The sequence below is a fragment of the Gymnodinialimonas sp. 57CJ19 genome (assembly GCF_038396845.1).
Lineage (GTDB): Bacteria > Pseudomonadota > Alphaproteobacteria > Rhodobacterales > Rhodobacteraceae > Gymnodinialimonas.
Window position 1 is genome coordinate 2,566,038 of sequence record NZ_CP151587.1, and the last position, 22,670, is coordinate 2,588,707.

Annotated in this window: 23 protein-coding genes and 1 tRNA gene; 16 read left to right on the plus strand and 8 right to left on the minus strand. The window is 59.3% G+C overall.

The annotated features are described in order from the left end of the window. Positions 1-66: 66 nt before the first annotated feature. From boxC to AADW23_RS12665, 8 genes are all read left to right on the plus strand, one after another. Positions 67-1,722, plus strand: coding sequence for a 2,3-epoxybenzoyl-CoA dihydrolase (gene boxC / locus AADW23_RS12630; RefSeq protein ID WP_341861298.1), 1,656 nt, complete (start codon positions 67-69; stop codon positions 1,720-1,722). A gap of 117 nt (positions 1,723-1,839) precedes the next feature. Beyond that, positions 1,840-3,288: a benzoyl-CoA 2,3-epoxidase subunit BoxB gene (gene boxB, locus AADW23_RS12635; RefSeq protein WP_341861299.1), complete on the plus strand. Its 1,449-nt coding sequence runs from the start codon at positions 1,840-1,842 to the stop codon at positions 3,286-3,288. 56 nt (positions 3,289-3,344) lie between these two features. Then, positions 3,345-3,509: a hypothetical protein gene (locus tag AADW23_RS12640; protein WP_341861300.1), complete on the plus strand. Its 165-nt coding sequence runs from the start codon at positions 3,345-3,347 to the stop codon at positions 3,507-3,509. Beyond that, the gene (gene boxA / locus AADW23_RS12645) at positions 3,506-4,702 is read left to right on the plus strand and encodes a benzoyl-CoA 2,3-epoxidase subunit BoxA (RefSeq protein WP_341861301.1); all 1,197 of its coding nucleotides are present in this window, start codon (positions 3,506-3,508) and stop codon (positions 4,700-4,702) included. The genes AADW23_RS12640 and boxA overlap by 4 nt, the downstream gene beginning before the upstream one ends. Before the next feature lie 9 nt (positions 4,703-4,711). Beyond that, entirely contained in the window at positions 4,712-5,170 is a 459-nt protein-coding gene (locus AADW23_RS12650; RefSeq protein ID WP_341861302.1) for a thioesterase family protein, read from the plus strand. Then, on the plus strand, positions 5,160-6,062 hold the full coding sequence (locus AADW23_RS12655) for a helix-turn-helix transcriptional regulator (protein WP_341861303.1): 903 nt from the start codon (positions 5,160-5,162) through the stop codon (positions 6,060-6,062). The genes AADW23_RS12650 and AADW23_RS12655 overlap by 11 nt, the downstream gene beginning before the upstream one ends. Before the next feature lie 38 nt (positions 6,063-6,100). Then, positions 6,101-8,167: an FAD-dependent oxidoreductase gene (locus tag AADW23_RS12660; protein ID WP_341861304.1), complete on the plus strand. Its 2,067-nt coding sequence runs from the start codon at positions 6,101-6,103 to the stop codon at positions 8,165-8,167. Further along, entirely contained in the window at positions 8,164-9,177 is a 1,014-nt protein-coding gene (locus tag AADW23_RS12665) for an aldo/keto reductase (RefSeq protein ID WP_341861305.1), read from the plus strand. The genes AADW23_RS12660 and AADW23_RS12665 overlap by 4 nt, the downstream gene beginning before the upstream one ends. A gap of 10 nt (positions 9,178-9,187) precedes the next feature. Here the strand turns inward: AADW23_RS12665 and AADW23_RS12670 are convergent, their stop codons facing one another. Then, a complete protein-coding gene (locus AADW23_RS12670; RefSeq protein ID WP_341861306.1) occupies positions 9,188-9,415 on the minus strand; it encodes a DUF6455 family protein in 228 nt (75 codons plus the stop codon). 160 nt (positions 9,416-9,575) lie between these two features. Here AADW23_RS12670 and AADW23_RS12675 point away from each other — a divergent pair, with 160 nt between their 5' ends. Further along, positions 9,576-11,453, plus strand: coding sequence for an FAD-dependent monooxygenase (locus AADW23_RS12675; RefSeq protein ID WP_341861307.1), 1,878 nt, complete (start codon positions 9,576-9,578; stop codon positions 11,451-11,453). Between the two features lie 126 nt (positions 11,454-11,579). After that, the gene (locus AADW23_RS12680; protein ID WP_341861308.1) at positions 11,580-12,467 is read left to right on the plus strand and encodes an amidohydrolase family protein; all 888 of its coding nucleotides are present in this window, start codon (positions 11,580-11,582) and stop codon (positions 12,465-12,467) included. Between the two features lie 115 nt (positions 12,468-12,582). On the opposite strand, the gene AADW23_RS12685 is transcribed toward AADW23_RS12680, so the two are convergent. Next, positions 12,583-13,290: a DUF4386 domain-containing protein gene (locus tag AADW23_RS12685; protein WP_341861309.1), complete on the minus strand. Its 708-nt coding sequence runs from the start codon at positions 13,288-13,290 to the stop codon at positions 12,583-12,585. 221 nt (positions 13,291-13,511) lie between these two features. Here AADW23_RS12685 and dusA point away from each other — a divergent pair, with 221 nt between their 5' ends. From dusA to AADW23_RS12710, 5 genes are all read left to right on the plus strand, one after another. Next, on the plus strand, positions 13,512-14,519 hold the full coding sequence (gene dusA, locus AADW23_RS12690) for a tRNA dihydrouridine(20/20a) synthase DusA (protein ID WP_341861310.1): 1,008 nt from the start codon (positions 13,512-13,514) through the stop codon (positions 14,517-14,519). A gap of 51 nt (positions 14,520-14,570) precedes the next feature. Further along, a tRNA-Arg gene (locus tag AADW23_RS12695) sits at positions 14,571-14,647 on the plus strand. Between the two features lie 120 nt (positions 14,648-14,767). Next, positions 14,768-15,190: a thermonuclease family protein gene (locus AADW23_RS12700; RefSeq protein WP_341861311.1), complete on the plus strand. Its 423-nt coding sequence runs from the start codon at positions 14,768-14,770 to the stop codon at positions 15,188-15,190. Between the two features lie 162 nt (positions 15,191-15,352). Continuing rightward, positions 15,353-15,820 carry a hypothetical protein gene (locus AADW23_RS12705; RefSeq protein ID WP_341861312.1) on the plus strand — a complete coding sequence of 156 codons (468 nt, stop codon included), beginning with the start codon at positions 15,353-15,355 and terminating at the stop codon, positions 15,818-15,820. A 176-nt stretch (positions 15,821-15,996) separates the two neighbouring features. Then, positions 15,997-16,866, plus strand: coding sequence for a hypothetical protein (locus AADW23_RS12710; protein ID WP_341861313.1), 870 nt, complete (start codon positions 15,997-15,999; stop codon positions 16,864-16,866). A gap of 423 nt (positions 16,867-17,289) precedes the next feature. On the opposite strand, the gene AADW23_RS12715 is transcribed toward AADW23_RS12710, so the two are convergent. From AADW23_RS12715 to AADW23_RS12730, 4 genes are all read right to left on the minus strand, one after another. Beyond that, entirely contained in the window at positions 17,290-17,709 is a 420-nt protein-coding gene (locus AADW23_RS12715; protein WP_341861314.1) for a helix-turn-helix domain-containing protein, read from the minus strand. Positions 17,710-17,970: 261 nt separating this feature from the next. Continuing rightward, positions 17,971-18,267 (minus strand): hypothetical protein, encoded by a 297-nt coding sequence (locus AADW23_RS12720; RefSeq protein ID WP_341861315.1) that lies wholly within the window; start codon positions 18,265-18,267, stop codon positions 17,971-17,973. Between the two features lie 99 nt (positions 18,268-18,366). Beyond that, positions 18,367-18,543, minus strand: a complete 177-nt coding sequence (locus AADW23_RS12725) for an AlpA family transcriptional regulator (protein WP_341861316.1) — start codon at positions 18,541-18,543, stop codon at positions 18,367-18,369. Between the two features lie 368 nt (positions 18,544-18,911). Beyond that, positions 18,912-20,159, minus strand: a complete 1,248-nt coding sequence (locus tag AADW23_RS12730; RefSeq protein WP_341861317.1) for an integrase arm-type DNA-binding domain-containing protein — start codon at positions 20,157-20,159, stop codon at positions 18,912-18,914. A gap of 269 nt (positions 20,160-20,428) precedes the next feature. Here AADW23_RS12730 and AADW23_RS12735 point away from each other — a divergent pair, with 269 nt between their 5' ends. After that, complete coding sequence (locus AADW23_RS12735; RefSeq protein WP_341861318.1) at positions 20,429-21,415, plus strand: Ldh family oxidoreductase; 987 nt, start codon at positions 20,429-20,431, stop codon at positions 21,413-21,415. Between the two features lie 92 nt (positions 21,416-21,507). Here AADW23_RS12735 and msrA read toward each other — a convergent pair whose 3' ends face one another. Beyond that, the gene (msrA, locus tag AADW23_RS12740) at positions 21,508-22,017 is read right to left on the minus strand and encodes a peptide-methionine (S)-S-oxide reductase MsrA (RefSeq protein WP_341861319.1); all 510 of its coding nucleotides are present in this window, start codon (positions 22,015-22,017) and stop codon (positions 21,508-21,510) included. Continuing rightward, entirely contained in the window at positions 22,014-22,463 is a 450-nt protein-coding gene (gene msrB / locus AADW23_RS12745) for a peptide-methionine (R)-S-oxide reductase MsrB (RefSeq protein ID WP_341861320.1), read from the minus strand. Before msrB ends, msrA begins: the two co-directional genes overlap by 4 nt. Positions 22,464-22,670: the final 207 nt, after the last annotated feature.

The following is a 22,670-nucleotide window of genomic DNA, read 5'->3' on the forward strand; positions in this document are numbered from 1 at the left end:
TACGTTTACTTATCATTTCCCTCGCCCTAGACTGACGGCAACAGTTTTCAGGGAGGAACCCCCATCATGGGCAAGGTGATTGATTTTCAAACAGATCCATCCAGCTACCGTCATTGGCGTGTGGAGTATGAGGGGCCTGTGGCGAACCTCTACATGGATGTGGATGAAGACGGCGGGTTGTTCGATGGCTACCAGCTTAAGCTGAACTCCTACGATTTGGGTGTTGATATCGAGCTGAGCGACATCGTCCAGCGGATGCGGTTCGAGCACCCTGAAGTGAACGTCATCGTCATGCAGTCGGGCAAGGACAAGGTCTTCTGCGCCGGTGCGAACATCCGCATGTTGGGCGGCGCGGCCCACAGCCACAAGGTCAACTTCTGCAAGTTCACCAATGAGACGCGTAACGCCTTTGAAGCGGCAGAGGCCGAGAGCGGCCAGAAGTACATCGCCGCCGTGAAGGGCGCATGTGCGGGCGGCGGCTACGAGTTGGCCCTGGCGTGTAACCACATCATGTTGACCGACGACAGCACCTCTTCCGTGGGTCTGCCCGAAGTGCCGCTGCTGGCGGTTCTGCCGGGCACCGGCGGCCTGACCCGTGTTACCGACAAGCGCAAAGTGCGCCGCGATCTGGCGGATATCTTCTGCTCCATCGAAGAGGGCGTCAAAGGCAAGCGCGCGAAGGATTGGCGCCTTGTGGATGAAGTGATCGCCAACTCCAAATTCGACGAAACAGTGCAGGAACGTGCCCGCGAATTCGCCGCTGCGTCGGAAAAGACCGATGGCGCACGGGGTATCACCCTTGGGCCACTGAACCGGACGATCACCGACACGGCGATCACCTACGATTTCGTGGAAGTCGAGTTGGAGCGTGACGCCCGCCGCGCCACGATCACCCTGAAGGCGCCGACCGAAGATGCGCCTGCGGACATGGATGCGTTCCACGCCCAGGGCGATCAGGCCTATATGCTGAAATTGGCCCGAGAGCTGGAAGACGTGATTCTGCATCTGCGTCTGAACGAGATGGAAGCAGGTCTGTGGATCTTCAAAACCGAAGGCGACGCCGATGCGTTTTTGGCCCATGAGGCTGTGATCGCGGGCTCTGACCACTGGCTGGCCAACGAAGTGCGCCAGTTCTGGAAGCGTACATTGAAGCGGATCGACGTGACGTCGCGCTCGCTTGCGGCATTCGTGGAGAACGGGTCGTGTTTTGCGGGTATCCTCGCGGAAATCCTGTTCGCCGTGGACCGGACCTACATGATGGAAGGTGAGTTTGAGGGCGACAATCGGCCTGAAGCCACGATCAAACTGTCGGAATCCAACTTCGGCGCCTATCCTATGGGCAACGATCTGACCCGCCTGCAGACCCGTTTCCTCGGCACGCCGGAAGCGGTCGATAAGGCTAAGGAAAGCATCGGCGAAGACCTCGATGCCGACGCGGCCGAGGAATTGGGCCTTGTGACGATGATCCTCGACGATATCGACTGGGATGACGAAGTGCGTATCTTCATGGAAGAACGCGCCAGCTTCTCGCCCGATGCGATGACGGGCATGGAGGCGAACCTGCGTTTTGCCGGACCGGAAACCATGGAGACAAGGATTTTCGGGCGCCTGACAGCGTGGCAAAACTGGATCTTCAACCGCCCCAACGCGGTCGGTGAGGACGGCGCGTTGCAGCGTTACGGCACCGGCGTGCGCGGCGATTACAACATGGAACGGGTGTAACCCACGGGTCTGACGCGGCGCGGGTCTAGGCCCGCGCGGCCCCGGGCCAAGGCCCGGTCTACGAGACACCGACAGATGTAGACCGGGCCTCGGCCCGGGTTCAGGAGGAGAAGCAAGATGACTGCAATCGACGTATCCTACGACACAATGATCCCCAACAACGTGGGCCTGTCCGAGGACCGTAAGGTTCTGAAGGCGCTGGAAAAATGGCACCCCGGTTATATCAACTGGTGGAATGACCTGATCCCTCAGAATTTCCAGGAAAGCATGGTCTACCTGCGCACAGCCGTCAGCGTGGACCCCAAGGGTTGGGCGAAATTCGACTATGTGAAGATGCCCGAATACCGTTGGGGCGTTCTGCTGGCCCCCCAGGTGGAAGGCCGCACGATCCCCATGGGCGAGCATGCGGGCAAGCCCGCTTGGCAGGAGGTGCCGGGCGAGTACCGCAACATGCTCAAGCGCCTGATCGTGATTCAGGGCGATACCGAGCCGGGCTCGGTCGAGCAGCAAAAGTTCCTCGGGCTGACCGCGCCCTCGCTTTACGACATGCGCAACCTGTTCCAGGTGAACGTGGAAGAAGGTCGCCACCTTTGGGCGATGGTCTATCTGCTTCAGAAATACTTCGGCAAGGATGGCCGTGAAGAGGCCGATGACCTGCTGCGCCGCTCGTCCGGCTCTGAGGAAGCGCCTCGGATGCTTGGCGCGTTCAACGAGGAGACGCCGGATTGGCTGTCGTTCTTCATGTTCACCTACTTCACGGACCGTGACGGCAAGATGCAGCTGGAAAGCCTTGCGCAATCGGGCTTTGACCCGCTGTCGCGCACGTGCCGCTTCATGCTGACCGAAGAAGCGCACCATATGTTTGTAGGCGAAACCGGTGTGGGCCGCGTGTTGCAGGCGACCTGTGACGCGATGAACAAGGCGGGCATCAACGACCCCTATGACATTGGCCGGGTGCGTGACCTGGGCGTCATCGACCTGCCGACGATCCAGAAGAAGCTGAACCTGCATTACTCCTTGTCGCTTGACCTGTTTGGGCAGGAAGTCTCGACCAACGCGGCCAACGCGTTCAACTCGGGCATCAAGGGCCGCTACATGGAGCAGCGGATCGACGACGACCACAAGTTGCAAAACGACACCTACATCGTGCGCAATGTGGTGGACGGCAAGATCGTGGCCGAAGAAGTGCCGGCGCTGACGGCGATCAACATGCGTCTTCGCGATGATTACATCCGCGATGCCGCAGGCGGCGTGGGCCGGTGGAACAAGCTGCTGCAAAAGGCTGGCATCGACTTCCAACTGGAGATGCCGCACGAGGCGTTCCACCGTCAGATCGGCGTCTTCTCGGCGATCAAGGCGAACCCGCAGGGCGATATCATCTCGGCCGAGGAATGGGCCAAGAATGAGCACAAGTGGATCCCCACCAAAGAAGATGGAGCGTTCATCCAATCGCTGATGGTTCCTTGCTACGAGCCCGGCAAATACGCCAGCTGGATTTCGGCCCCAAAGATCGGGATCGACAACAAGCCCGGCGACTTCGAGTATGTCAAACTACACATGGCTTGATAGAAAAGCGGGAAGGCCGTCAACGGCCTTCCCATCCGGCGACAGGGAGGAAAGACATGGTTATCAAACGCTTAGCGATTGCGCCCAAACCCACGGGGGCCATTGCGATACAGCGCGAGGCCTGCCTTGGCTGCGCTGATTGCCAGGGCACGTGCTTGGAGTTGATGCAAATGGCCCTGCTGCCTGAATTTCCACGCCGCCGCCGGGAGGGCAAGTTGTGAACAAACCTCTGAAACAGCACCTGATTGACCCAGAGATCTGCATCCGCTGCTACACCTGCGAGATGACCTGCCCTGTGGGCGCGATCGAGCATGACGACAACAACGTCGTGGTAAATGCCGACGCCTGCAACTTCTGCATGGATTGCATTCCGGTCTGCCCGACAGGCTCCATCGACGAATGGCGCGTGGTCAACACGCCCTATACGCTGGAAGAACAATACGAGTTTGACGAGCTGCCCGAACAGGGCGAGGTCGACCAACCCGACGCGAGTGGTACTGAGGCGGGCGACGCCGAAGTGGACCCCGTAGCGGCCCTGCTGGCCGAGGCGCACAAGGGCGCGGGCGGTAAGGCAAAGGCCCCGGCGACGGCCTCCAAGCCCGCCATTAACCTGCATAATCTGGGCCACCCGGTAGAGGCCGTGGTGCAAGGCAACTACCGTCTGACCGCAGAGGACTCTGACGCGGACGTGCGCCACATCATCCTGGATTTCCAGGGCAAGCCGTTCCCGGTACTTGAAGGTCAGTCCCTGGGCATCATCGCGCCGGGCACCGACGCCGATGGCAACGCCCATCTGCCACGCCTCTATTCCGTGTCCAGCCCGCGTGACGGCGAGCGGCCGGGGTATCATAATGTCTCTCTCACCGTGAAGCGGGAAGAGGGGGGGCTTTGCTCCAACTACGTGTGTGATCTGGAGATCGGCGCGAAGGTTAATATCACCGGGCCGTTCGGCGCGACGTTCCTGTTGCCCTCTGACCCCGATGCGCGGCTTCTAATGATCTGCACCGGCACCGGATCCGCCCCGATGCGGTCGTTCACCATGGCGCGGCAACGCACTGTGGGGACCAAACCCGGCGGCATGATGATGTTCTTCGGCGCCCGCACCCCCGATAGCCTGCCGTACTTCGGGCCGCTCAAGAAAATGCCCGATGAATTGCTGCACAAACACCTTGTGTTCAGCCGGATGCCCGGCGCGGAAAAGGAATACGTGCAAGACCGCATGCGCGCGGAAGAAGACGCCGTGGCCGAATACCTGAAAGACCCCAAGACCCACATCTATATCTGTGGCCTCAAGGGGATGGAGGAAGGGGTGGAGAAAGCCTTCACCAACATCGCGGAATCCATTGGGGAACAATGGCTTAACCTGCGCGATGCCATGCGGGAAGATGGCCGATACCATGTGGAGACGTATTAAGTGGCCCCCATGTCCGACAAGGGCCGTCCCGCCACGGCATTGCAGCACAAGATCAACGTCACGTGGGGCGATTGTGACCCCGCAAAGATCGTCTACACCGGGCGTCTTCCGTGGTTCGCACTCGATGCCATCAACAGCTGGTGGGAGGCCCATCTGGACGGCGACGGTTGGTTCCAGATGGAGACAGACCGTAATTTCGGTACGCCTTTTGTGCGGTTGGAAATGGATTTCCGCACACCGGTCACGCCACGCCATGATCTGATTTGCCATGTCTGGCCCGAGAAGTTGGGCGAAAGCTCGATCACCTTCCGGGTGGACGGTGAACAGGACGGGAAGCTGTGTTTCTCGACTCGCACGGTGAGCGTTTTCATCGTGGCCGACCAGTTCAAGAAGCAACGCGCCCCAGAAGAAGTGCGCGCAATTATTGAACCGCTGATTGCCGCGCAACCCAAGGGTTATGATGCCTGACGACATCCGACATATGCCTTTTGAAGAAGACGTTGCCGACCTGATCGCCCATGTCGGCCGCACGGTATTGTCTTTGCGCAAGGCAAGGCGGATGTCGCGGCGGGAATTGTCGGAAACATCAGGCGTGTCGCCCCGGTATTTGGCGAAGCTGGAAGCAGGCGATGGCAACATCTCGATCGGGTTGCTCAAGCGGGTGGCATTGGCGTTGGACACCCCGGTAGAGCAGCTTTTGGTCCGCGAGGATCACCAAGGCGCGGAAATCAGGCATCTGACGCAGATGTACCGCCGCGCCGATGCCGGCACGCGGGCCCGCGTGTTGCAAATGCTGGACCCCGCCCGGACCCGCGCCCAAAAGGCCGAAAGATTGTGTCTCGTGGGCCTGCGCGGCGCGGGGAAATCGACTTTGGGCGCGAAACTCGCGGTGACGTTTGATGCGCCTTTCATCGAACTGAACGATGAGATTGAGCGCAGCGCGGGCATCCCCGTGGCTGAGATCATCGCGCTATATGGTCAGGAAGGGTATCGCCAGCTAGAGGCAGATACTCTTGATAATATTGTGAAAAAACATGAACGCGCCATCGTTGCCGTAGCAGGCGGGATCGTATCCGAGGAAACGACGTTTCAGCAGTTGCTGTCGCGGTTCCATACCGTTTGGCTGCGCACGTCGCCCAATGAGCATATGGAACGGGTCCGCGCCCAAGGCGATGTACGGCCGATGGAAGGCAACCCGCAGGCGATGCTGCAATTGCGCCAGATCCTGAAGGCACGCGAAGTCTATTACTCCCAGGCGGACCACCTGCTAGATACCGGCGGGAAGCCTGTGGAGGTGAGCCAGGCCGAGCTGTCCGACCTGATCCAAACCTATCAAATTCTGGGCTCCGATCGCCGCTGATCGCGTCCAATGTCCTAGCACACATGAGGAGAGCACCCATGAGCGTGACCACCCGCCGCGAAGAAAACGTCGGCTACGTCGAGATCAACAACGCCCCGGTTAACGCCATTAACCAAGCGGTGCGCCAAGGCTTGCTGGATGCCGTGCGGTGGGCCGAAAAAGAGATGTTGGACCGCGTGATCGTGACCGGCGCGGGCCGCGCTTTTGCTGCCGGTGCCGACGCCAAGGAATTCGACAAAGCGCCGGTGGAACCTCATCTGCCCGACGTGATGAACGCCATTGACGAAAGCTTCGTGCCTTGGGTGGCGGCGATCAACGGGGTGGCCCTTGGGGGCGGCGCTGAAATCGCCATGGCATGCCGGATGCGGATCATGGCGCCTGGCGCCCAAATTGGCCTGCCGGAAGTGACCTTGGGTGTGATCCCCGGTGCCGGTGGCACGGCGCGTTTGCCGCGTCTTGTGGGGCTGGAAACGGCGCTCGACCTGATTACCAGCGGCAAGCCGTTGCGTGCGCAAGCGGCGTTGGACGCGGGCTTGGTCCATGTGATCGAAGAGGACCCGGTAGAGGCCGCCTTCATGGTCAACACCGAGGAACTGGGCTGCATTGTGCCGACATGGGAATTCAACCCGCCCGAAGCGGATGCCGATGTTCTGGCGGCGGCGCGTGACCGTGTGGCCAAAAAGATGTCGGGCCAAATCGCCCCGCAACGCGCCATTGATGTGATTGAGGCTGGCCTTTCGCTGCCGTTCCACGAGGCGCTGACCATTGAACGCGCGGCCTTCATCGAGCTGAAGGGCGGCGATCAGGCCAAGGCGCTGCGCCATATCTTCTTTGCCGAACGTGGTGCCAAAGCGCCCGCCGATCTGGACGCGGCACCTGTCGCCTTGGATCACATTGCGGTTGTCGGTGGCGGCACCATGGGCGCGGGCATCGCCTATGCTTTGCTGAACGCGGGGCTGCGCGTGACGCTGCTGGAAACTGACGCCGACGGGGTGGCGCGTGCCAAGGCCAACGTCGACAAGATCATCGAGGCGAGCCTGAAGCGCGGCATGATTGACGCGGCTCGCGCCGACGATCACCGCGCCCGCCTGACGCTGAGCCATGATTACGCGGACGCGGCCGGTGCGACCCTCGCCATCGAGGCCGCGTTTGAATCAATGGAGGTGAAGCGCGACGTCTTCGCCAAGTTGGAAGCGGTCATGGGCGCCGATGCGATCCTGGCCTCCAACACCTCGTACCTTGACGTGAATGAGATCGCGGCCTGCGTTTCCGACCCGTCCCGTGTGGTGGGGCTGCACTTCTTCGCGCCTGCCCACATCATGAAACTACTAGAGATCGTGAACGCCGATGCCACCAGCGATGTGGCGCTGGCCACGGGTTTTGCGCTGGCCAAGAAGCTGCGCAAGGTGCCGGTGTTGGCGGGTGTCTGCGATGGTTTCATCGGCAACCGCATTCTGGCCCGCTACCGCGAGGCGGCCGATACGGTGCTGATGGACGGCTCCACCCCGTGGGAAATTGATGAAGCCATGGTCGCCTTTGGCTACGCCATGGGCCTGTATGAAACGCAAGACCTGTCCGGCCTTGATATCTCCCACGCTAATCGCCGCCGCCAAGACGCCACACGCGACCCGAACCGGCGCTACATTCCCATTGCGGACCGGATGGTGGAACTGGGCAAACTGGGCCGCAAGACCGGGGCAGGGTGGTATCGCTACCCCGGGGGGGGCGGCAAGGTGGAAGACCCCATCGTGGCTGATCTGGCCCTTGAGGAAGCCCATTTCGCCGGGATCACCCGGGTTGAGTATTCCGAGGATGAAATCCGCGACCGTCTGCTGCACGCCATGATAAACGAAGCCGCGGATATTCTGCACGAAGGCATCGCCCAATCGGCCCGTGACATCGACGTGGTCACGGTCTTTGGCTACGGCTTCCCGCGATGGCGCGGCGGCTTGATGCATTTCGCCGACACGCTCGGAGCCAAGGCGATCGTGGCGCAGCTAGAGGAATACGCCAAGGAAGACCCGCTTGTCTGGAAGGTGTCTCCGCTTCTGTTGCAATGCGCCAAGGATGGCACGGCGCTGGCTGACGCGACGCCTGCGCCATGAAGTATCGTCTGCTGGGACATTCCGGCCTGCGGGTCTCGGAACTTGCATTGGGCTCGCTGAATTTCGGCGAGGCCAAGGCCTGGGGCGCGGATCGGGAGGCATCCCTTGCGGTCCTGTCGCGCTTTGCCGAGGCGGGCGGAATCCTGATCGACAGCGCCCCGAACTATGGTAATGGGGCCGCCGAAGAGATCATCGGAGAGTTCATCGCCCCGCGCCGGGATGAGGTGGTGGTTTCGACCAAATATACCGCCTCGGGCAGCCCCCACGTGCTGGCGGGCGGCAATAGCGCGCGCACCATGGTGGCTTCGGTCGAACGTAGTCTCAAGAGGTTAAAGACGGATCATATCGACTTATTTTGGCTGCATTTCTGGGATGGAACCACACCGCTGGAAGAGATCTTGAAAGGCTTTGACGCGCTGATCACGTCGGGAAAAATCCGCTACATTGGTTTCTCGGACGTGCCAGCCTGGTTGGTCAGCCGGGCGCTGACGATGTCAGAGTTTCGCGGATGGGCCCGCCCGGCGGCGGTGCAGGTGGAATATTCCCTTGCGGCCCGCGAGGCGGAGCGAGAATTTCTGCCAATGGCGGCCGCCCTCGATCTTGGTGTCGTCGGCTGGGGCGCGCTTGCCGCAGGCGCGTTGAGCGGTGGCAGTAATCCGCAGCGGCGCCCGACGGACAAGGTGCCAAGCCACATCCGCAAGACCGCGGAAGCCGTCAGTCAGATTGCCGATGAAGCAGGGCTATCCCTGCGTGAACTGGCCCTGCGCTGGCTTTTGCGTTCCGGTCAGTCGGCCCCGGTAGTCCCCCTGATCGGGGCCCGGAATGAGGCGCAGCTTTCTGAGAGCTTGCGGGCCGCGGATGGCCCCTTGGATGAAGCCCTTGCGGATCGCTTGACGGAGGCCACAGCCCCACGCCTGGGTTTCCCCCATGACTTGATCAAATCGCCCTATCTGCGCCGTTTCGCCCTTGGCAAAGACAACGAAATCCACCCCTTCCGGCCCCGCGCCTGAAGGGGAGACCCTACCAGTTCCGGCAATAATCCGGCGCGGCTTCCAGCCGTGGGTTTTCATCTTGGAGCGATTGGCAGGCGTCGTGCTGTTTACAAGCGGCACACCGTAAAACCGCAGAGCGCAAGGCGTATGCATTCGCGGTGGAGGTCACGGCCTCGGTTCCCGGAACATGGGTTCCCAAGCGCTCCGCCATGCCTGTCATCAGGGTGCAGCTCTCGTCTATCTTTCTTAAAAACATGATAAATCTCTGTGTGTTGGGTCGATTATGTCCATCTTGGCCGTATCCGCAGTGCTGCGCCTTGATCTGTGTCAAAACCGGTGTGAGGAGGTTTCTTGACGGGTATATTTAATAAGTATACGTACTATATTGAGCAGGCCTTGGGGGGAGATGTCGCGCGATGCAGTATCATTTGGACGGGTTTCGTCCCGGCGACCCGTGCGTTGCGCAGGCAGATGCACATACCGACGAGAAGGCCGCTCAGGTCGATGTGGCGATCATCGGTTGCGGCCCTGCGGGCCTGACGCTGGCGGCGCAATTGGCAGTGATTGGCGGGATGTCCGTGCGGATATTTGACCGCAAGTCGGGGCCGCTGGAAGTGGGTCAAGCCGATGGCATTGCATGCCGCTCGATGGAGATGTTCGAGGCTTTCGGCTTTGTGGACCGCGTGCGGCGCGAAGCCTATTGGGTCAATGAAACAACCTTCTGGCGTCCCAAGGCGGGGGCTGAAGGATTGCGCCGGGCAGACCGCATCCAAGATGTGGAAGATGACCTGTCCCACCAACCCCATGTGATCCTCAACCAAGCGCGTATCCACGATTTCTACCTTGAAGTGATGCAGAACGCACCGGCGCGGCTGACCCCAGATTACAATCGCGATCTTACCTCTCTGACGCGCGAAGAGGCGGCGGAATACCCGGTGACGGCGGTGTTTGATTGCCTCGATGCGCCGGGGCAGACGGAAACGGTGCAAGCGAAATACGTGGTTGGCTGTGATGGCGCACGCAGTGCGGTGCGCCGTTCATTAGGCCATGCCTTGAAGGGCGACGCGGCGCGGCAGCTTTGGGGGGTGATGGATGTTCTCGCTGTCACGGATTTCCCGGACATTCGGCTGAAATGCGCCATCCAATCTGCGTCGGCGGGCAGCATCCTGCTGATCCCACGCGAGGGCGGCTATATAGTGCGCCTCTACATTGAGTTGGACGCGCTGCACGGCGATGAACGTGCCGCCGACCGCAACGTTTCGGCGCAGATGTTGGCGCAAAAGGCCCAGGCCATTCTGGCCCCCTACAGCTTCGATGTGAAAGAAGTGGCGTGGTGGTCCGCTTACGAGATCGGCCAACGGGTCTGCGACCGATTTGATGACGCGACGGGGCCGGATGGCACCGACCAGCCGCCACGCATCTTTATTGCCGGTGATGCCTGCCACACCCATAGCCCGAAGGCGGGGCAGGGGATGAATGTGTCGATGGCGGATACGTTTAACCTTGGGTGGAAGTTGGCCTCGGTCCTGAAGGGGCAAGCGCGGCCTGCGTTGCTGTCCACCTATTCGTCCGAGCGCCAAGCCAAGGCGCAAGAGCTGATCGACTTTGACCGCGACATGGCGCGGTTGTTCAGCGAAAAACCCAAGACGCCCGCGGAAGAAGCCCAGTTTCAACGCTATTTCCAGACCCACGGCCGCTACACGGCGGGGGTCGAGACGACCTATGCGCCGTCGCAGATTGTGGGGGAGGCGACGCATCAGCATTTGGCGCGCGGGCAACGCATCGGCAAGCGCTTCCACTCGGCGCCGGTGATCCGGCTGGCCGATGCCAAGCCCCTACAATTGGCAGAGTGTCTGGAGGCCGATGGCCGTTGGCGGCTGATTGCGTTTGCCGCCGCCGATGATGACGGTGCGCCAGGGCGCGGCGTGGCGAGGCTGTGTGATTTCCTGTCGCAAGACCCACGCTCGCCTGTGCGCCGACATGGGACTGCGGATGCGGACAGGGTGATTGATACCCGCGCCGTATTTCAGCAACCGCACCGGACGCTTGACCTGGCAGCCATGCCGCCGCTGCTTTTGCCCCGAAAAGGGCGGTTTCACTTGCGGGATTACGAGAAGATTTTCACCGTCACGGGCGACGACGCTCAGGACATCTTTGACATGCGCGGCATTGATCGCCGGGAAGGCGCATTGGTCGTCATCCGCCCGGATCATTTCGTGGCGCATGTCTTGCCGTTGGACGGCCTCGATGCGCTTGCGCGTTTCTTTGATGGGATATTCCGAGCGCCTGCATAGGGAATGTAATCAGGGCACCCCTTGGCCACAAACCCAATGGCTTTTTGGTTGCATGTTCCTTCGGGGGGCAAAACGTTTTGCGATATAACTATTATTCTATATATCGACCAAAAGAGGAGGCGCATCATGGTCGATTTCAGCAAGGTCCGAGCGATTGATTTCCACACCCACGCCGAGGAGCCGTGCAACCATGGCCGCGACGATGGGTACAATGAATTTCAGGCCGGAATGGCGGCCTACTTCAAGAATCCCGCAGGCGCTGAAGGGATGTTGCCCACCGTGCAAGACACCGCCGCCTACTACCGCGAGCGCAATATTGCCGCCGTGATCTTCCCCGTCGATGCCGAGCGCGAGACCGGGTTTCGCCGCTATTCCAATGAAGAAGTGGCCGGGATCTGTGCCGAAAATGACGATATCCTGATCCCCTTCGCGTCGATTGACCCCCATAAGGGCAAGGCAGGCGCACGCGAAGTCCGCCGCTTGGTTCGCGATTTCGGGGTGCGCGGGTTCAAGTTTCATCCGACGATGCAGGGCTTTTTCCCTAACGACCGCGACGCCTGCTACACGGTGCTCGAGGCTTGCGCGGAAGAGGGCGTGATAACCCTGTTTCACACCGGGCAAACCGGTGTCGGGTCCGGGATGCGTGGCGGCATGGGGATGCGACTGAAGTATTCCAACCCGATGCATCTGGATGATGTGGCCGTCGATTTCCCGGACATGCCGATCATTCTGGCCCACCCCTCATTTCCCTGGACGGAAGAGGGGCTGGCGGTCTGTCAGCACAAGCCCAACGTCTACTACGACATGAGCGGCTGGAGCCCGAAGTATTTCCCCGAGACCTTCATCCGCTACGCCAATTCTATCCTGAAAAAGAAGATGCTGTTTGGCTCGGACTGGCCTGCCATCACGCCGGACCGCTGGTTGGCAGATTTCGAGAACGCCCCCTTCAAGGACGAGGTGCGCCCCTTGATCCTGAAGGAAAACGCGATGCGTTTGTTGGGCGAAACCACGTGATCGTGCGGCCATAAGGCGGAGCCGAAATTGAAACGTGGATCGGCCCGATTGCAGCCGTGGTGCTGATCGCGGGCCATGCCATTTCAGCAAACGGCCCGCGGTCCGCCCTCGTGGTTTAGGCCTTCGCGGCCCTTGGGCCCCGGATCAGCAGCCAAAGGGCAAAGCCGATCTCGGAAAGGGACACGATCCCAAGCAGGGCAAGTTTCACCGCCGCCAACGTGGTGGCGTGGGGCAGGGCGAACATCTGCACGCTATCCACCAGATAGCCCACGCCCCCCACCATCAACCCCACTCCGAAGACCCGAGGAAACAGGCCCGATCGGATCACCAACCCGCCAAGCAGCAGCAGATGCAGGCAGAAAAACAGCTGCCAAATCCAGACGCCCGCATCGTGGATATGGCGCATAAGTCCGGCCAATTCGAGGCGCTGAAGCTCGGAAAAGCTGCCCAAAGGCACCGTGCCATCGGCCAGCGCCAAAGCGCCCGCGTGAAAAAACAGCATCGCGGCCATCACGGCGACCATCATCAACCGCGCGAAAGACGCCGCCAGTGAAAGCGTCTCGTTGACCGGTTTGAAGATGAAATACAGCATGACGCAGACCAGAACCTCCGCCATCATCATCACCACGTCTCCCACCAGACCGGCATGGAAAAGTCCGCGTTGGGCCGTGATATTGGCGAAGGTCGCCGCCGGATCTCCGGGGACGTTCAAGGTGCTCGGCACATAGAGAATGGCAAAGCCCCCGGCGAGCGCGATGATAAGATAGAGCAGGCCGGTGACACGGGCATAGGCCCGAGAGGAGGGATTATCCAAGACACGCATGGGAGGGCTCCTGTGGCGGTGAGTTTGAAATCTCCCTTTGTCATACGCCGATCCGAGCCCCATGGAATTGAATGGATTTGCGGAATTCATATGCAAAATTGCATGGAATGGCCCCCGACGCTGGTCGCGGACCCGGTCGCCAGACGCCCTGGCTATTGTCGTCAGCCCGGTTTTGCCCTAACTAGATACATTGCCCCATCGCCTGCCTGTGGATCAGATAAGTGACTGATAGTAAACAAGTTAATCTAGATGCCGCCGCCCGCCTTTCGGTCGCGCCGATGATGGATTGGACCGACCGCCACTGTCGTTATTTCCATCGGCTGATGTCGCAGCAGGCGTTGCTCTATACCGAAATGGTGACAGCCCCCGCGGTCATTAACGGCGACCGGGCGCGATTGTTGGACTTCGACGGGGCCGAACATCCCGTGGCGCTACAACTGGGCGGCTCGATCCCGGCAGAGCTGGCGCGGGCTACGCGGATCGCCAATGACTGGGGTTACGATGAGGTGAACCTCAACGTCGGCTGCCCCTCGGACCGGGTGCAATCGGGCTGCTTCGGGGCTGTCTTGATGAAGCAACCCGACCTGGTGGCCGAATGCGTCGCTGCAATGCAGGACGCCAGCGCGGTTGAGGTCACCGTGAAGTGCCGTATTGGCGTGGATGAGCAAGACCCGGCAAAGGCCCTGCCGCAGTTCCTTGACGCCATCGTCGGGGCAGGGGTGCGGCGTGTCACGATCCACGCGCGTATGGCATGGTTGCAGGGGTTGAGCCCGAAACAGAATCGCGATGTGCCGCCGTTGGACTATGACCTGGTCCACGCCATGAAACGCGCCCATCCGCAGCTGCATATTTCCATCAACGGCGGCATCGCCACGCTTGCTGAGGCGCGCAAGCATCTGGACGCGGGCCTTGACGGTGTGATGATCGGCCGGGCTGCGTATCACACTCCGGCTGAAGTCCTCTTACAGGCCGATCAGCTGATCTACGGCTCGGATCATCCGCCGCGCAGTGCCGTGGATGTGGCCCACCGAATGCTCCCCTACATTGAGGCGCATCTGTCGGGCGGCGGTCGTTTGAACCAGATCACCCGCCATATCCTTGGGCTTTTTGCAGGCCGCCCCGGTGCCCGCGGCTGGAAGCGGGTGCTTTCCGAAGGCGCCCATCTGGACGGCGCAGGCCCCGAACTGATCGAACGCGCCCTGGAAGAAGTCACCACCCGCGCCGCTTGAGCGGATTTGAGATTGCGGGGGCGCAAAGGGGCGGATATACCGCGCCTCAGCGGACCCTTAGCTCAGCTGGATAGAGCGCTGCCCTCCGAAGGCAGAGGCCAGAGGTTCGAATCCTCTAGGGTCCGCCATTTAAATTCAATTTTTGATTTAAAATCAGAACTTTAACAGATAACCTATGCCACGTGTCCCCCATTTTGACCGCCTTTTCAATTTGGTATTGGCCCGTGCGTCGCTGAAGAGGTCTCGTCATGAAAAGCACTCCGCTCCACACTGCATTCGCGTTCCTTTTCATCTTTTTCGCCCTCGGCTGGACCGTGCCAGCGAACGCGATAGAGATGTGCCCCAGATCGGACCGCTATACCTGCGTTGTCGATGGCGACACTCTTTGGCTTGAAGGTGTGAACTATCGACTTGAAGGGTACGACACGCCGGAAGAATACAACAATGTTTGCGGTGGGTTTGCTGAAATTGACTTAGCACGCGCCGCGACACGGCGTCTCCGAGACCTCCTCAATCACAACAATTGGGAACTGCGTTCTCTTGGGCAAGCGGACCGCTACGGGCGAGTGCTGGCCAACATCTACATTAACGGTGAGGACGTGGGCGATATACTTGTGCGAGAAGGGTTGGCCCGATATTGGCCCGATGGCGAAGAGTTCTGGTGCCGCTGATCTGAAGCCGCTTGCTAGCACCAGATTACTTGCGACCTTTTCGCGCTATTTCTAGCGGTGGTCGACCGTGTTCCAGATGCGGGACACAACTCTGTTAACCGTAGATTAGTGACTTCGCCGTAGGTTGGTGGTAATCTTCATCGGTATGAATGAGGCGATGCTATGTTTGGTTCTGAAGCAGCTTCCGTGACGCAGGGCAAGGTTTCCAATTGGATAACTGGCCTTGCAGTGATTGTGGCGATAGCCGGGATTGTGGCGACCGTTTTGCTATATAAAAACACTGTTGCCATCCAAGCAAGAATATCTAGCTACACTGCGTCTAGCGTCGACGGAAATCTTGTCCTGTCAGGGGGTGGACCTGAATTTATTCAACCTGACTATATCACAGTAAGGCCGATTTGGGCACCGAGCGACCTCATTGCTCCTTCGCAAATTAATGGAACCGCAATTGTTTTCCCCAGCGGAGTAATAGATGCTTCTACCAACACTATTACCTACGAGAGAATCCTGGACCGAGTATGCGGATACGACGACCTTCAGCGCTGCGAACACGCCAATCCTGTATTGTTGGAAGTCTCGATTTCCCTCCTGGGCAGTTTTATCGACGTAGACCCAGTGCCAGTTCGGTAGCGTTAGCAGCGCTATCAGGTTTCCTTGGGGCGATTGTAACATTTTTCCCGACAACATCCAGCGCTTGCAGTACATCAATCGGGCCGTTGGGTTCATCTTCTTGTTTACAGGAAGCTGAAGGAGACAGTTACCCACTGATTCTTTCGGGGTCGACTGTAGCAAGCGCAGTTGAAAGCATGACCCGCTCAGGTTTAACTGAAGAGGATATTTCAGTCGTGGCTGGAGTGCGTCTGAGGGATTATCTTTGGGACTCTGGCGCTAGTTCCATAACGATTGACCTACTAAACGCAACCGATATCGATGGCTGGTGCTTTATGACCCCCGAGGGTCGTGCCTCGGCTGTTTTCATGGACCCACAAACCTTGATAGAGCAAGGTGGTTGGGATTGCATGCAACTTGCGGTCGCACTGTTAGCACATACAACGGTGGTACAGTCAGAGTTGGCTATGCAAGCCGCATGGCGAGTGGGTGGACTGCGCGAACCGTCTGAAATGCAATCTAATTTTGCCGCTCAAATGATTGCGCTAGGGCAGGCACAAGAGACTTCGTTTTTTGGTGGCTCTGCGGCTGAGGAGGCCGTTGAGGCCGCTTTATTGCAGCTGCCAAATTTTCCGCTGGATCAACATGTTTCTTACATGCTGCGAGAACATGGAGCGCCGGAACCATACGACTCTAGAATTGTTCAATCGTTGTTCTTCGATGTGTCGACAGGTGCTAGCGCCTTTCTGTACGGAGGGGCAGACAGCGAGGCAATGCCGCAGGACGCTTTTTGGATCTCATCCGGAAATTGGGATGTCTTCGATCCACGTGACATCGAAGATCCAGATTTTTCCCTGCCTTCAAATGTCGTAGCGCTTTCAGAGTATGAATCCGTCGGATGGGCCCTTGAAAGCACTAGTGGGCTTAGTGTCGTTTTGCGGAACCGCTATGTGAACTCAAATGCGACAAGGCGGATTCTAGAACTTGTGCACGCTGCACAACTTCAACTGGAGTATCTGCCTCCGGAGCTACGTTTCTTATTTGCTCAAGAAGGCGAGTTCCAATAGGCTGCGAGTGTTCGGACAAGAAAATGGACTACTTTCGTCTAGGTTGGCGCGAGAAGTTTAAGTGCCAAAGGTGGTAAGTCTCGGCAATCTGTTGCTTGTCTTGAGCCATCGCTGCCGCACTGATGCCTCTATATATCTTAAAAACACGTTCGGAACGTGACCCGTTCCAAGGGCCAGTTGAGGGGGGGGGAAGTTGCAAGCCTCTGATGAGAGACCGGCGGATGTAGCCGAATTTTGAAGTCGTCAATTTGAAGGCAAATAGTCCGGATATAGTTGCGCATTTGGCATGCTAGCACACTGGTGCCCCCTCCTATGAGTGGTAAGTATTAGTGTCCCACCAGAGTACCCAACATCTGCCGACAACGGGCTTTGACGGGTTCTCTGGTGGACCCTTTGTGTCGTTCGGGTTTTGTATTGGTCCCGTCAAAAGTGGCGACGGGTACTCTCATGGTCCGTCTTTTGTTTTTTGCGCCACTTAGCCCAATCGTTTGAGGCGTTCTTAGCCCCTTTCACGGTCTGCATTTTTTTCGTGGTTATGCGCCACTCGTGCGCCTTGCGCCCGTACCAGTTGCCCGGTTGGTGTAGCGCAATGAAGCCCTTGTCTTGGAGTTCAACAAAGGCGCGTTGTGCTGTCCCTTTTGAAATGCCAAGCGCCTTGACCGCTTCATTCATTGAAAGGCGCACGTTGCCATTGTTGCCGCCGTGGTATCGCGTGTGCAGCTCAAACCAGACTTTGATAGCGGCCCCTGAAAGGGACCGCCATGCTTCCGATTTCAGCATTGCGTAGGGCATGTTGATGTATTGCCCTTCAGTCTCGCTGCGCTTTCCCTTTGCTCTGCTCATGGCTATCCCTCCTGCGCTAATACAGAGAGCCACACGCGCACGGCGACCTTGCGGCTAGTGCATCCCCCCAAGTTGAGCAGATGCGCGTCACGGCCTACCTGCGCGGCGCGTTCGATATGAACGCGCCACTGGCCTTGGGTGTGGGTGAGGTGGGCAGTGGTCTTCATGGCCGACCCTCCCCATAGATCAGAGGGGCCATTTGGCGGGCCTTGGTGGCGGACCAACCGTGAAGGCGGCGAAGGCGGGCGATGCGTTGGGCCATCATTGCGCCACCTCGGCACTCAACCGCTCAATGGTGGCGTGCAAGATGTACCTGCCGTGGGTGCCGGGAAATTCGCCGCCGTGGGGTTCGCGCCTGGTTTCGATGGGGACGCCCAGCCCTCGCAAGTTGTGGATGTATGCAGACCAGCGTGGCCCAGTGGGTTCGTCCCTTGGGGAAACACCCGATTGAGCAGCCTTTGCGAGTTGTTCGAGCGCCCAAAGGTCGCGCCCTTTTACGTTGATGGTGAAGGGGACGCCGTTGTGGGGGCGAATGCGCACAATAGTAGAATCAGCCAAAGCCGTTCCTTTCAATTGTCGCGCGGAGTGGGTAACTATTCCGTATGCAGGAAAGCGATGTCCCGCCCGCGCTCATATGGTGGTGAGTGTGGGCGGTTCTCAGGCGGTTTCGCGCTGAGAAAGCCAAGTCTGAATGCTTGATTCAGACCAACCTACGGCTCGTTTGCCTAGCTTCACTGGCCGTGGAAAAGTGCCCTCTGAAATCATGGCATAGAGAGTGGACCGGGAAAGTCCGGTGATTTCTTCGACGGCCTGTCGTCTAAGATGGCGCTCCATATGGATACTCCTTTGGCAACGGGCAGCGCAAAAAAAGTTTGCGCTTGGCCCTATGGTTTGCGAGACAGGAGTCTGAAAATGCACCGTGGTAAGTCATTTTCGACCCGCCTCCTGATGCCATGCACGGCGTTGGGAGGCACCGATCTTTTCGCATCAAATCGGCCTGACTCGGTATACATCGGCCATCTCCAACTCAGCAACTTTGGTAAGTCTATTGGTAATTTGATTAGTGCCACTATAGCTGAGGTTGCGCTATATGTTGTTGTTTCAGTCTTGGAATTGTCAATATGTGGATGTGACGTGGCTGAACAGCCACGCCAGATCTTATTCATTCGACTTGGAGAATAAGGCGGTAGACTGAGTGGGTCTCAACCGGAGAAAGATAGAACTTCGCCCCCAACGTGGGAAACTTTTCGCTCCCACCCGTCCATCATCTGCCGTCTCTTCTCAAACAGATCAGACCGCGCATAGGCGGCTTCTACCTTGTCAGCGTTTACATGAGCCAAGGCGGCCTCGGCCACTTCGCGCGGGTAGTTGGTGCGCTCTTGCGCCCATGTACGGAACGACGTGCGGAAGCCATGAACGTGAACGTCATAGCCCAGCGCCTTGACCAGCTTTGTCAGAGTCATGTCGGATAATGGCTTGCCGCGTTTGGTGCCGGGGAACACAAGCCCGCTTTCATCGCCTAATCGTGCGCCCTCAACCTTAGCATGTTTCAACACTTCTACCGCGCGGGCGGATAGGGGAATGCGGTGAACACGCTTTGCCTTCATGCGCTCTGCCGGGATGGTCCATTCAGCCGTGTCCAGGTCGATTTCTTCCCATTGCGCCAATCGAGCCTCGCCAGATCGGCAAGCGGTAAGGATAATCAATTCCAAGGCCAGCTTGGTAAGCGGGTTTGCTTCGCTTGCTTGTAGGTCATTGAGGAATGCGGGCAGGTCACCATAAGGCAACGCCTTGCGGGGGTTCTGTGCCTTTTCCTGACGGGGCAGGGCGGACGCAATCGCTTGGGCCGGGTTATCCTGTCGCCAACCTTGGGCAACGGTCCATTTCATCACTGTGCCGATGCGCTGGCGTACCCGCTTCGCCGTTTCGGGCTTTGTATGCCAGATCGGCGTCAGAACGCCCAGCACGTCCGCCGTAGACACCTCTGACACGCGCAAGCGCCCGATGGTGGGGAAGGCGTAGGTTTCGAGTGTGGAAAGGAATTGCGCCGCGTGTTTGGCGTTGCGCCATGACGGGCGGTGGAGTTCGTGAACCTTTCGCGCGGCTTCCTCAAACGTCAGGACGGCCTGTGCCTGTCTCTTGGCTTGGAGGGGGTCACCACCCGCGCGGGCTTGCTTGCGGTTCTCTAGGGCAGTTTCACGCGCCTCTTGCAGAGAGACAAGGGAAGTCGAGCCAATGCCGATTTCCCGGCGCTTGCCGCGAATGTTGATCCGCTGGACCCAACGCTTTGCGCCGCTGGCGTCCACCTTCAAGAAAAGCCCGTGACCGTCGAAGTATTTGCCGGGTTCTTTGGCAGACCGCACGAACGCGGCACTTAGGGCTTTCTCAGGGTGTTGCCCGCTCTTGCGGCGTGCCTCGCGCGTATTGGTCTCTTTCGTTTCGTCCACCATTCTACCCCCCATTCTTTATAGGAATATGGGGGACGGCACTGGACGTTGCAAGACAAATAGGTGGTTTAAGTCATTGAAATTGATACTTTCTTGGACGCCTTCGGAACGTGGTTTGGCGGTTCTAGGGTCCGCCATTTCTTTTCTTCGCAATCCCTTGCCGGCCCCAAGGGCGCGCCTGTTCAAGTGCGGCCGCGGTTCTCCACGGCTCTTGCACCGTGATCCACAATCCTGTTTCTTCACCGGAATGATTTCGCACAGAAGGGCTGCCCATGCACATCTCCATCGCTGATATTCGCGCCACAGCTGAAGCGGCTTTGCTGGCCCATGGAGCGGGCGCTTTTCAGGCCGCGGAAGTGGCCAAAGCCGTCGCGCGGGCAGAGGAGACGGGGAACATTATTTGCGGGCTCTACTACCTTGAAAGCTATTGCACGCAGCTTGCCTCAGGCCGGGTGAATGGTACGGTGGAGCCGGAGGTTTCGCAGCCTAAGCAAGGTGTTACACGAGTGGACGCAGGGTTTGGTTTTGCTCAACCGGCGTTTGCGCGCGCGCTTGCGCAAGCGGTGGCAGCGGCGCAGGAGGTGGGCGTTGCGACCTTGACCGTCGCCCACGCCCATACCTGCACGTCCCTTGGCTACTTTACAGAACAGATCGCGGCGCACGGAATGATCGCCATCGGGTTCACCAATGCTTCTGCCATCGTGGCGGCCCCGGGGGGCAAGACGCCGGTTTTGGGGACCAACCCCATCGCCATGACGGTGCCAGGCCCCGATGCGCCGCTGATGCACGCGGATTTCTCAACCTCGGCGGTGGCTTTGGGCAAGATCACCATGGCCAAAGCAGCGGGCGAGGCGATACCGCTCGGGTGGGCTGTGAATGCCGAGGGCCAGCCGACCACGGACCCGGAAGCGGCGTTGAAGGGCGCTTTGGTCAGTGCTGCCGGGCCAAAGGGATGGGCCTTTGGTCTGTTGGTAGAAGTGATGGCGGCCGGGCTGACGGGATCGGTTAATTCGTTGGATGTCAAAGGCTTGAAGCTGGCGGATGGCAAACCCCACGACTTGGGACAGACCTATCTGCTGATCGACCCGCAGGGGCATGCGGGGGCCGATGTCATGGCCGACCGCCTGGCGAGGGTGGCCGATGTGGTCGCAAGCGACGGCGGCACCGGGCGTATTCCCGGCGCGCCGCGCAAGCATTTGGACCCGGTCGATGTGCCCGATGCCCTATGGACGTTAGTCCGCGGTCTGGCGGAGGGTTAATTCTCGTCCCAGCCCGCTTGCGATCGCCGAGCGGCAGCACCGCCCGCGAAGTAGGCGAGGTTTCGGATGCCACTCGTCTGGTGGCCGTAGAATTACTCCGCTGCGGTGGATCGTTTGGGCAGTACCCAATCAGGGCGTACGAAATGGCAGGTATAGCCGTTGGGAATACGCTCCAGATAATCCTGATGCTCTGGCTCGGCTTCCCAAAAGGCGCCAACCGGTTCCACCTCGGTCACGACCTTTCCGGGCCACAGTCCCGAAGCGTTCACATCGGCGATTGTGTCTTCAGCCACGGCTTTCTGAGTATCATCAACGTAGTAGATCGCGCTGCGGTAGCTCAGGCCGCGATCGTTGCCTTGGCGATTTTCCGTGGTGGGATCGTGAATTTGGAAGAAGAACTCCAGCAATTGCCGGTAGCTGATCTTTGCCGGGTCATAGAGGATCTCGATCCCTTCGGCGTGGGTGCCGTGGTTGCGATAGGTGGCGTTTTCGATGTCCCCGCCGGTGTAGCCCACGCGCGTCGATTCCACGCCCGGCATCTTGCGGATCAAATCCTGCATGCCCCAAAAGCACCCGCCCGCCAGTACTGCGCGTTCCGTCATGCTACGTCCTCCACTTGGTTAATGTATGCGCCATAACCTTCCGATTCCATGTCGTCACGGTGCACGAAACGCAAGGAGGCGGAGTTGATGCAGTAGCGCAAGCCGCCACGATCCGGCGGGCCATCGGGGAAAACGTGACCCAAATGGCTGTCGCCGTGGCTGGAGCGGACTTCGGTGCGGACCATGCCAAGGGACATATCGCGCAGCTCGTTCACGTGGGCGGGTTCAATCGCCTTGGTGAAGCTCGGCCACCCGCAGCCGGATTCGTATTTGTCGGACGAGGCAAACAGCGGCTCGCCCGAGACGATATCCACGTAAATGCCTGGCTCCTTGTTATAAAGCAGCTCTCCGGTGCCCGGACGCTCCGTCGCATCCTGTTGTGTGACGCGGAATTGTTCCGGCGTCAGATTGGCGATTACATCGGGGTTCTTGGTGTAGGTGGTCATGGGGCCTCCGCTTGTTGTCACGCAGGATATGGGGGCGGCGGTGGAATTGTCCAACGGGGTTTGCGATCACGATTGCGCGTTTGGGGCGGACAACGAAAAACGCCCCAGGCGCGGTGGCTGGGGCGTTCATGAATTTTTTGGACGGGGCCTGGAACTTTTGCTTATGTCGGGTGTTGGACAGGCATGAAGTCTCGCGCCTGCCCAGAT

What these genes read in the sequence shown, in the direction of transcription:
- AADW23_RS12725 (WP_341861316.1), bottom strand. Translation starts at nt 18,543, where the DNA reads ATGGAGCGCCATCTTAGACGACAGGCCGTCGAAGAAATCACCGGACTT.
- boxB (WP_341861299.1), top strand. Translation starts at nt 1,840, where the DNA reads ATGACTGCAATCGACGTATCCTACGACACAATGATCCCCAACAACGTG.
- AADW23_RS12685 (WP_341861309.1), bottom strand. Translation starts at nt 13,290, where the DNA reads ATGCGTGTCTTGGATAATCCCTCCTCTCGGGCCTATGCCCGTGTCACC.
- AADW23_RS12705 (WP_341861312.1), top strand. Translation starts at nt 15,353, where the DNA reads ATGTTTGGTTCTGAAGCAGCTTCCGTGACGCAGGGCAAGGTTTCCAAT.
- boxC (WP_341861298.1), top strand. Translation starts at nt 67, where the DNA reads ATGGGCAAGGTGATTGATTTTCAAACAGATCCATCCAGCTACCGTCAT.
- AADW23_RS12700 (WP_341861311.1), top strand. Translation starts at nt 14,768, where the DNA reads ATGAAAAGCACTCCGCTCCACACTGCATTCGCGTTCCTTTTCATCTTT.
- AADW23_RS12710 (WP_341861313.1), top strand. Translation starts at nt 15,997, where the DNA reads ATGACCCGCTCAGGTTTAACTGAAGAGGATATTTCAGTCGTGGCTGGA.
- AADW23_RS12660 (WP_341861304.1), top strand. Translation starts at nt 6,101, where the DNA reads ATGAGCGTGACCACCCGCCGCGAAGAAAACGTCGGCTACGTCGAGATC.
- AADW23_RS12670 (WP_341861306.1), bottom strand. Translation starts at nt 9,415, where the DNA reads ATGTTTTTAAGAAAGATAGACGAGAGCTGCACCCTGATGACAGGCATG.
- AADW23_RS12680 (WP_341861308.1), top strand. Translation starts at nt 11,580, where the DNA reads ATGGTCGATTTCAGCAAGGTCCGAGCGATTGATTTCCACACCCACGCC.
- msrB (WP_341861320.1), bottom strand. Translation starts at nt 22,463, where the DNA reads ATGACCACCTACACCAAGAACCCCGATGTAATCGCCAATCTGACGCCG.
- AADW23_RS12715 (WP_341861314.1), bottom strand. Translation starts at nt 17,709, where the DNA reads ATGAGCAGAGCAAAGGGAAAGCGCAGCGAGACTGAAGGGCAATACATC.
- AADW23_RS12640 (WP_341861300.1), top strand. Translation starts at nt 3,345, where the DNA reads ATGGTTATCAAACGCTTAGCGATTGCGCCCAAACCCACGGGGGCCATT.
- AADW23_RS12730 (WP_341861317.1), bottom strand. Translation starts at nt 20,159, where the DNA reads ATGGTGGACGAAACGAAAGAGACCAATACGCGCGAGGCACGCCGCAAG.
- AADW23_RS12665 (WP_341861305.1), top strand. Translation starts at nt 8,164, where the DNA reads ATGAAGTATCGTCTGCTGGGACATTCCGGCCTGCGGGTCTCGGAACTT.
- AADW23_RS12675 (WP_341861307.1), top strand. Translation starts at nt 9,576, where the DNA reads ATGCAGTATCATTTGGACGGGTTTCGTCCCGGCGACCCGTGCGTTGCG.
- AADW23_RS12655 (WP_341861303.1), top strand. Translation starts at nt 5,160, where the DNA reads ATGATGCCTGACGACATCCGACATATGCCTTTTGAAGAAGACGTTGCC.
- AADW23_RS12650 (WP_341861302.1), top strand. Translation starts at nt 4,712, where the DNA reads ATGTCCGACAAGGGCCGTCCCGCCACGGCATTGCAGCACAAGATCAAC.
- AADW23_RS12735 (WP_341861318.1), top strand. Translation starts at nt 20,429, where the DNA reads ATGCACATCTCCATCGCTGATATTCGCGCCACAGCTGAAGCGGCTTTG.
- msrA (WP_341861319.1), bottom strand. Translation starts at nt 22,017, where the DNA reads ATGACGGAACGCGCAGTACTGGCGGGCGGGTGCTTTTGGGGCATGCAG.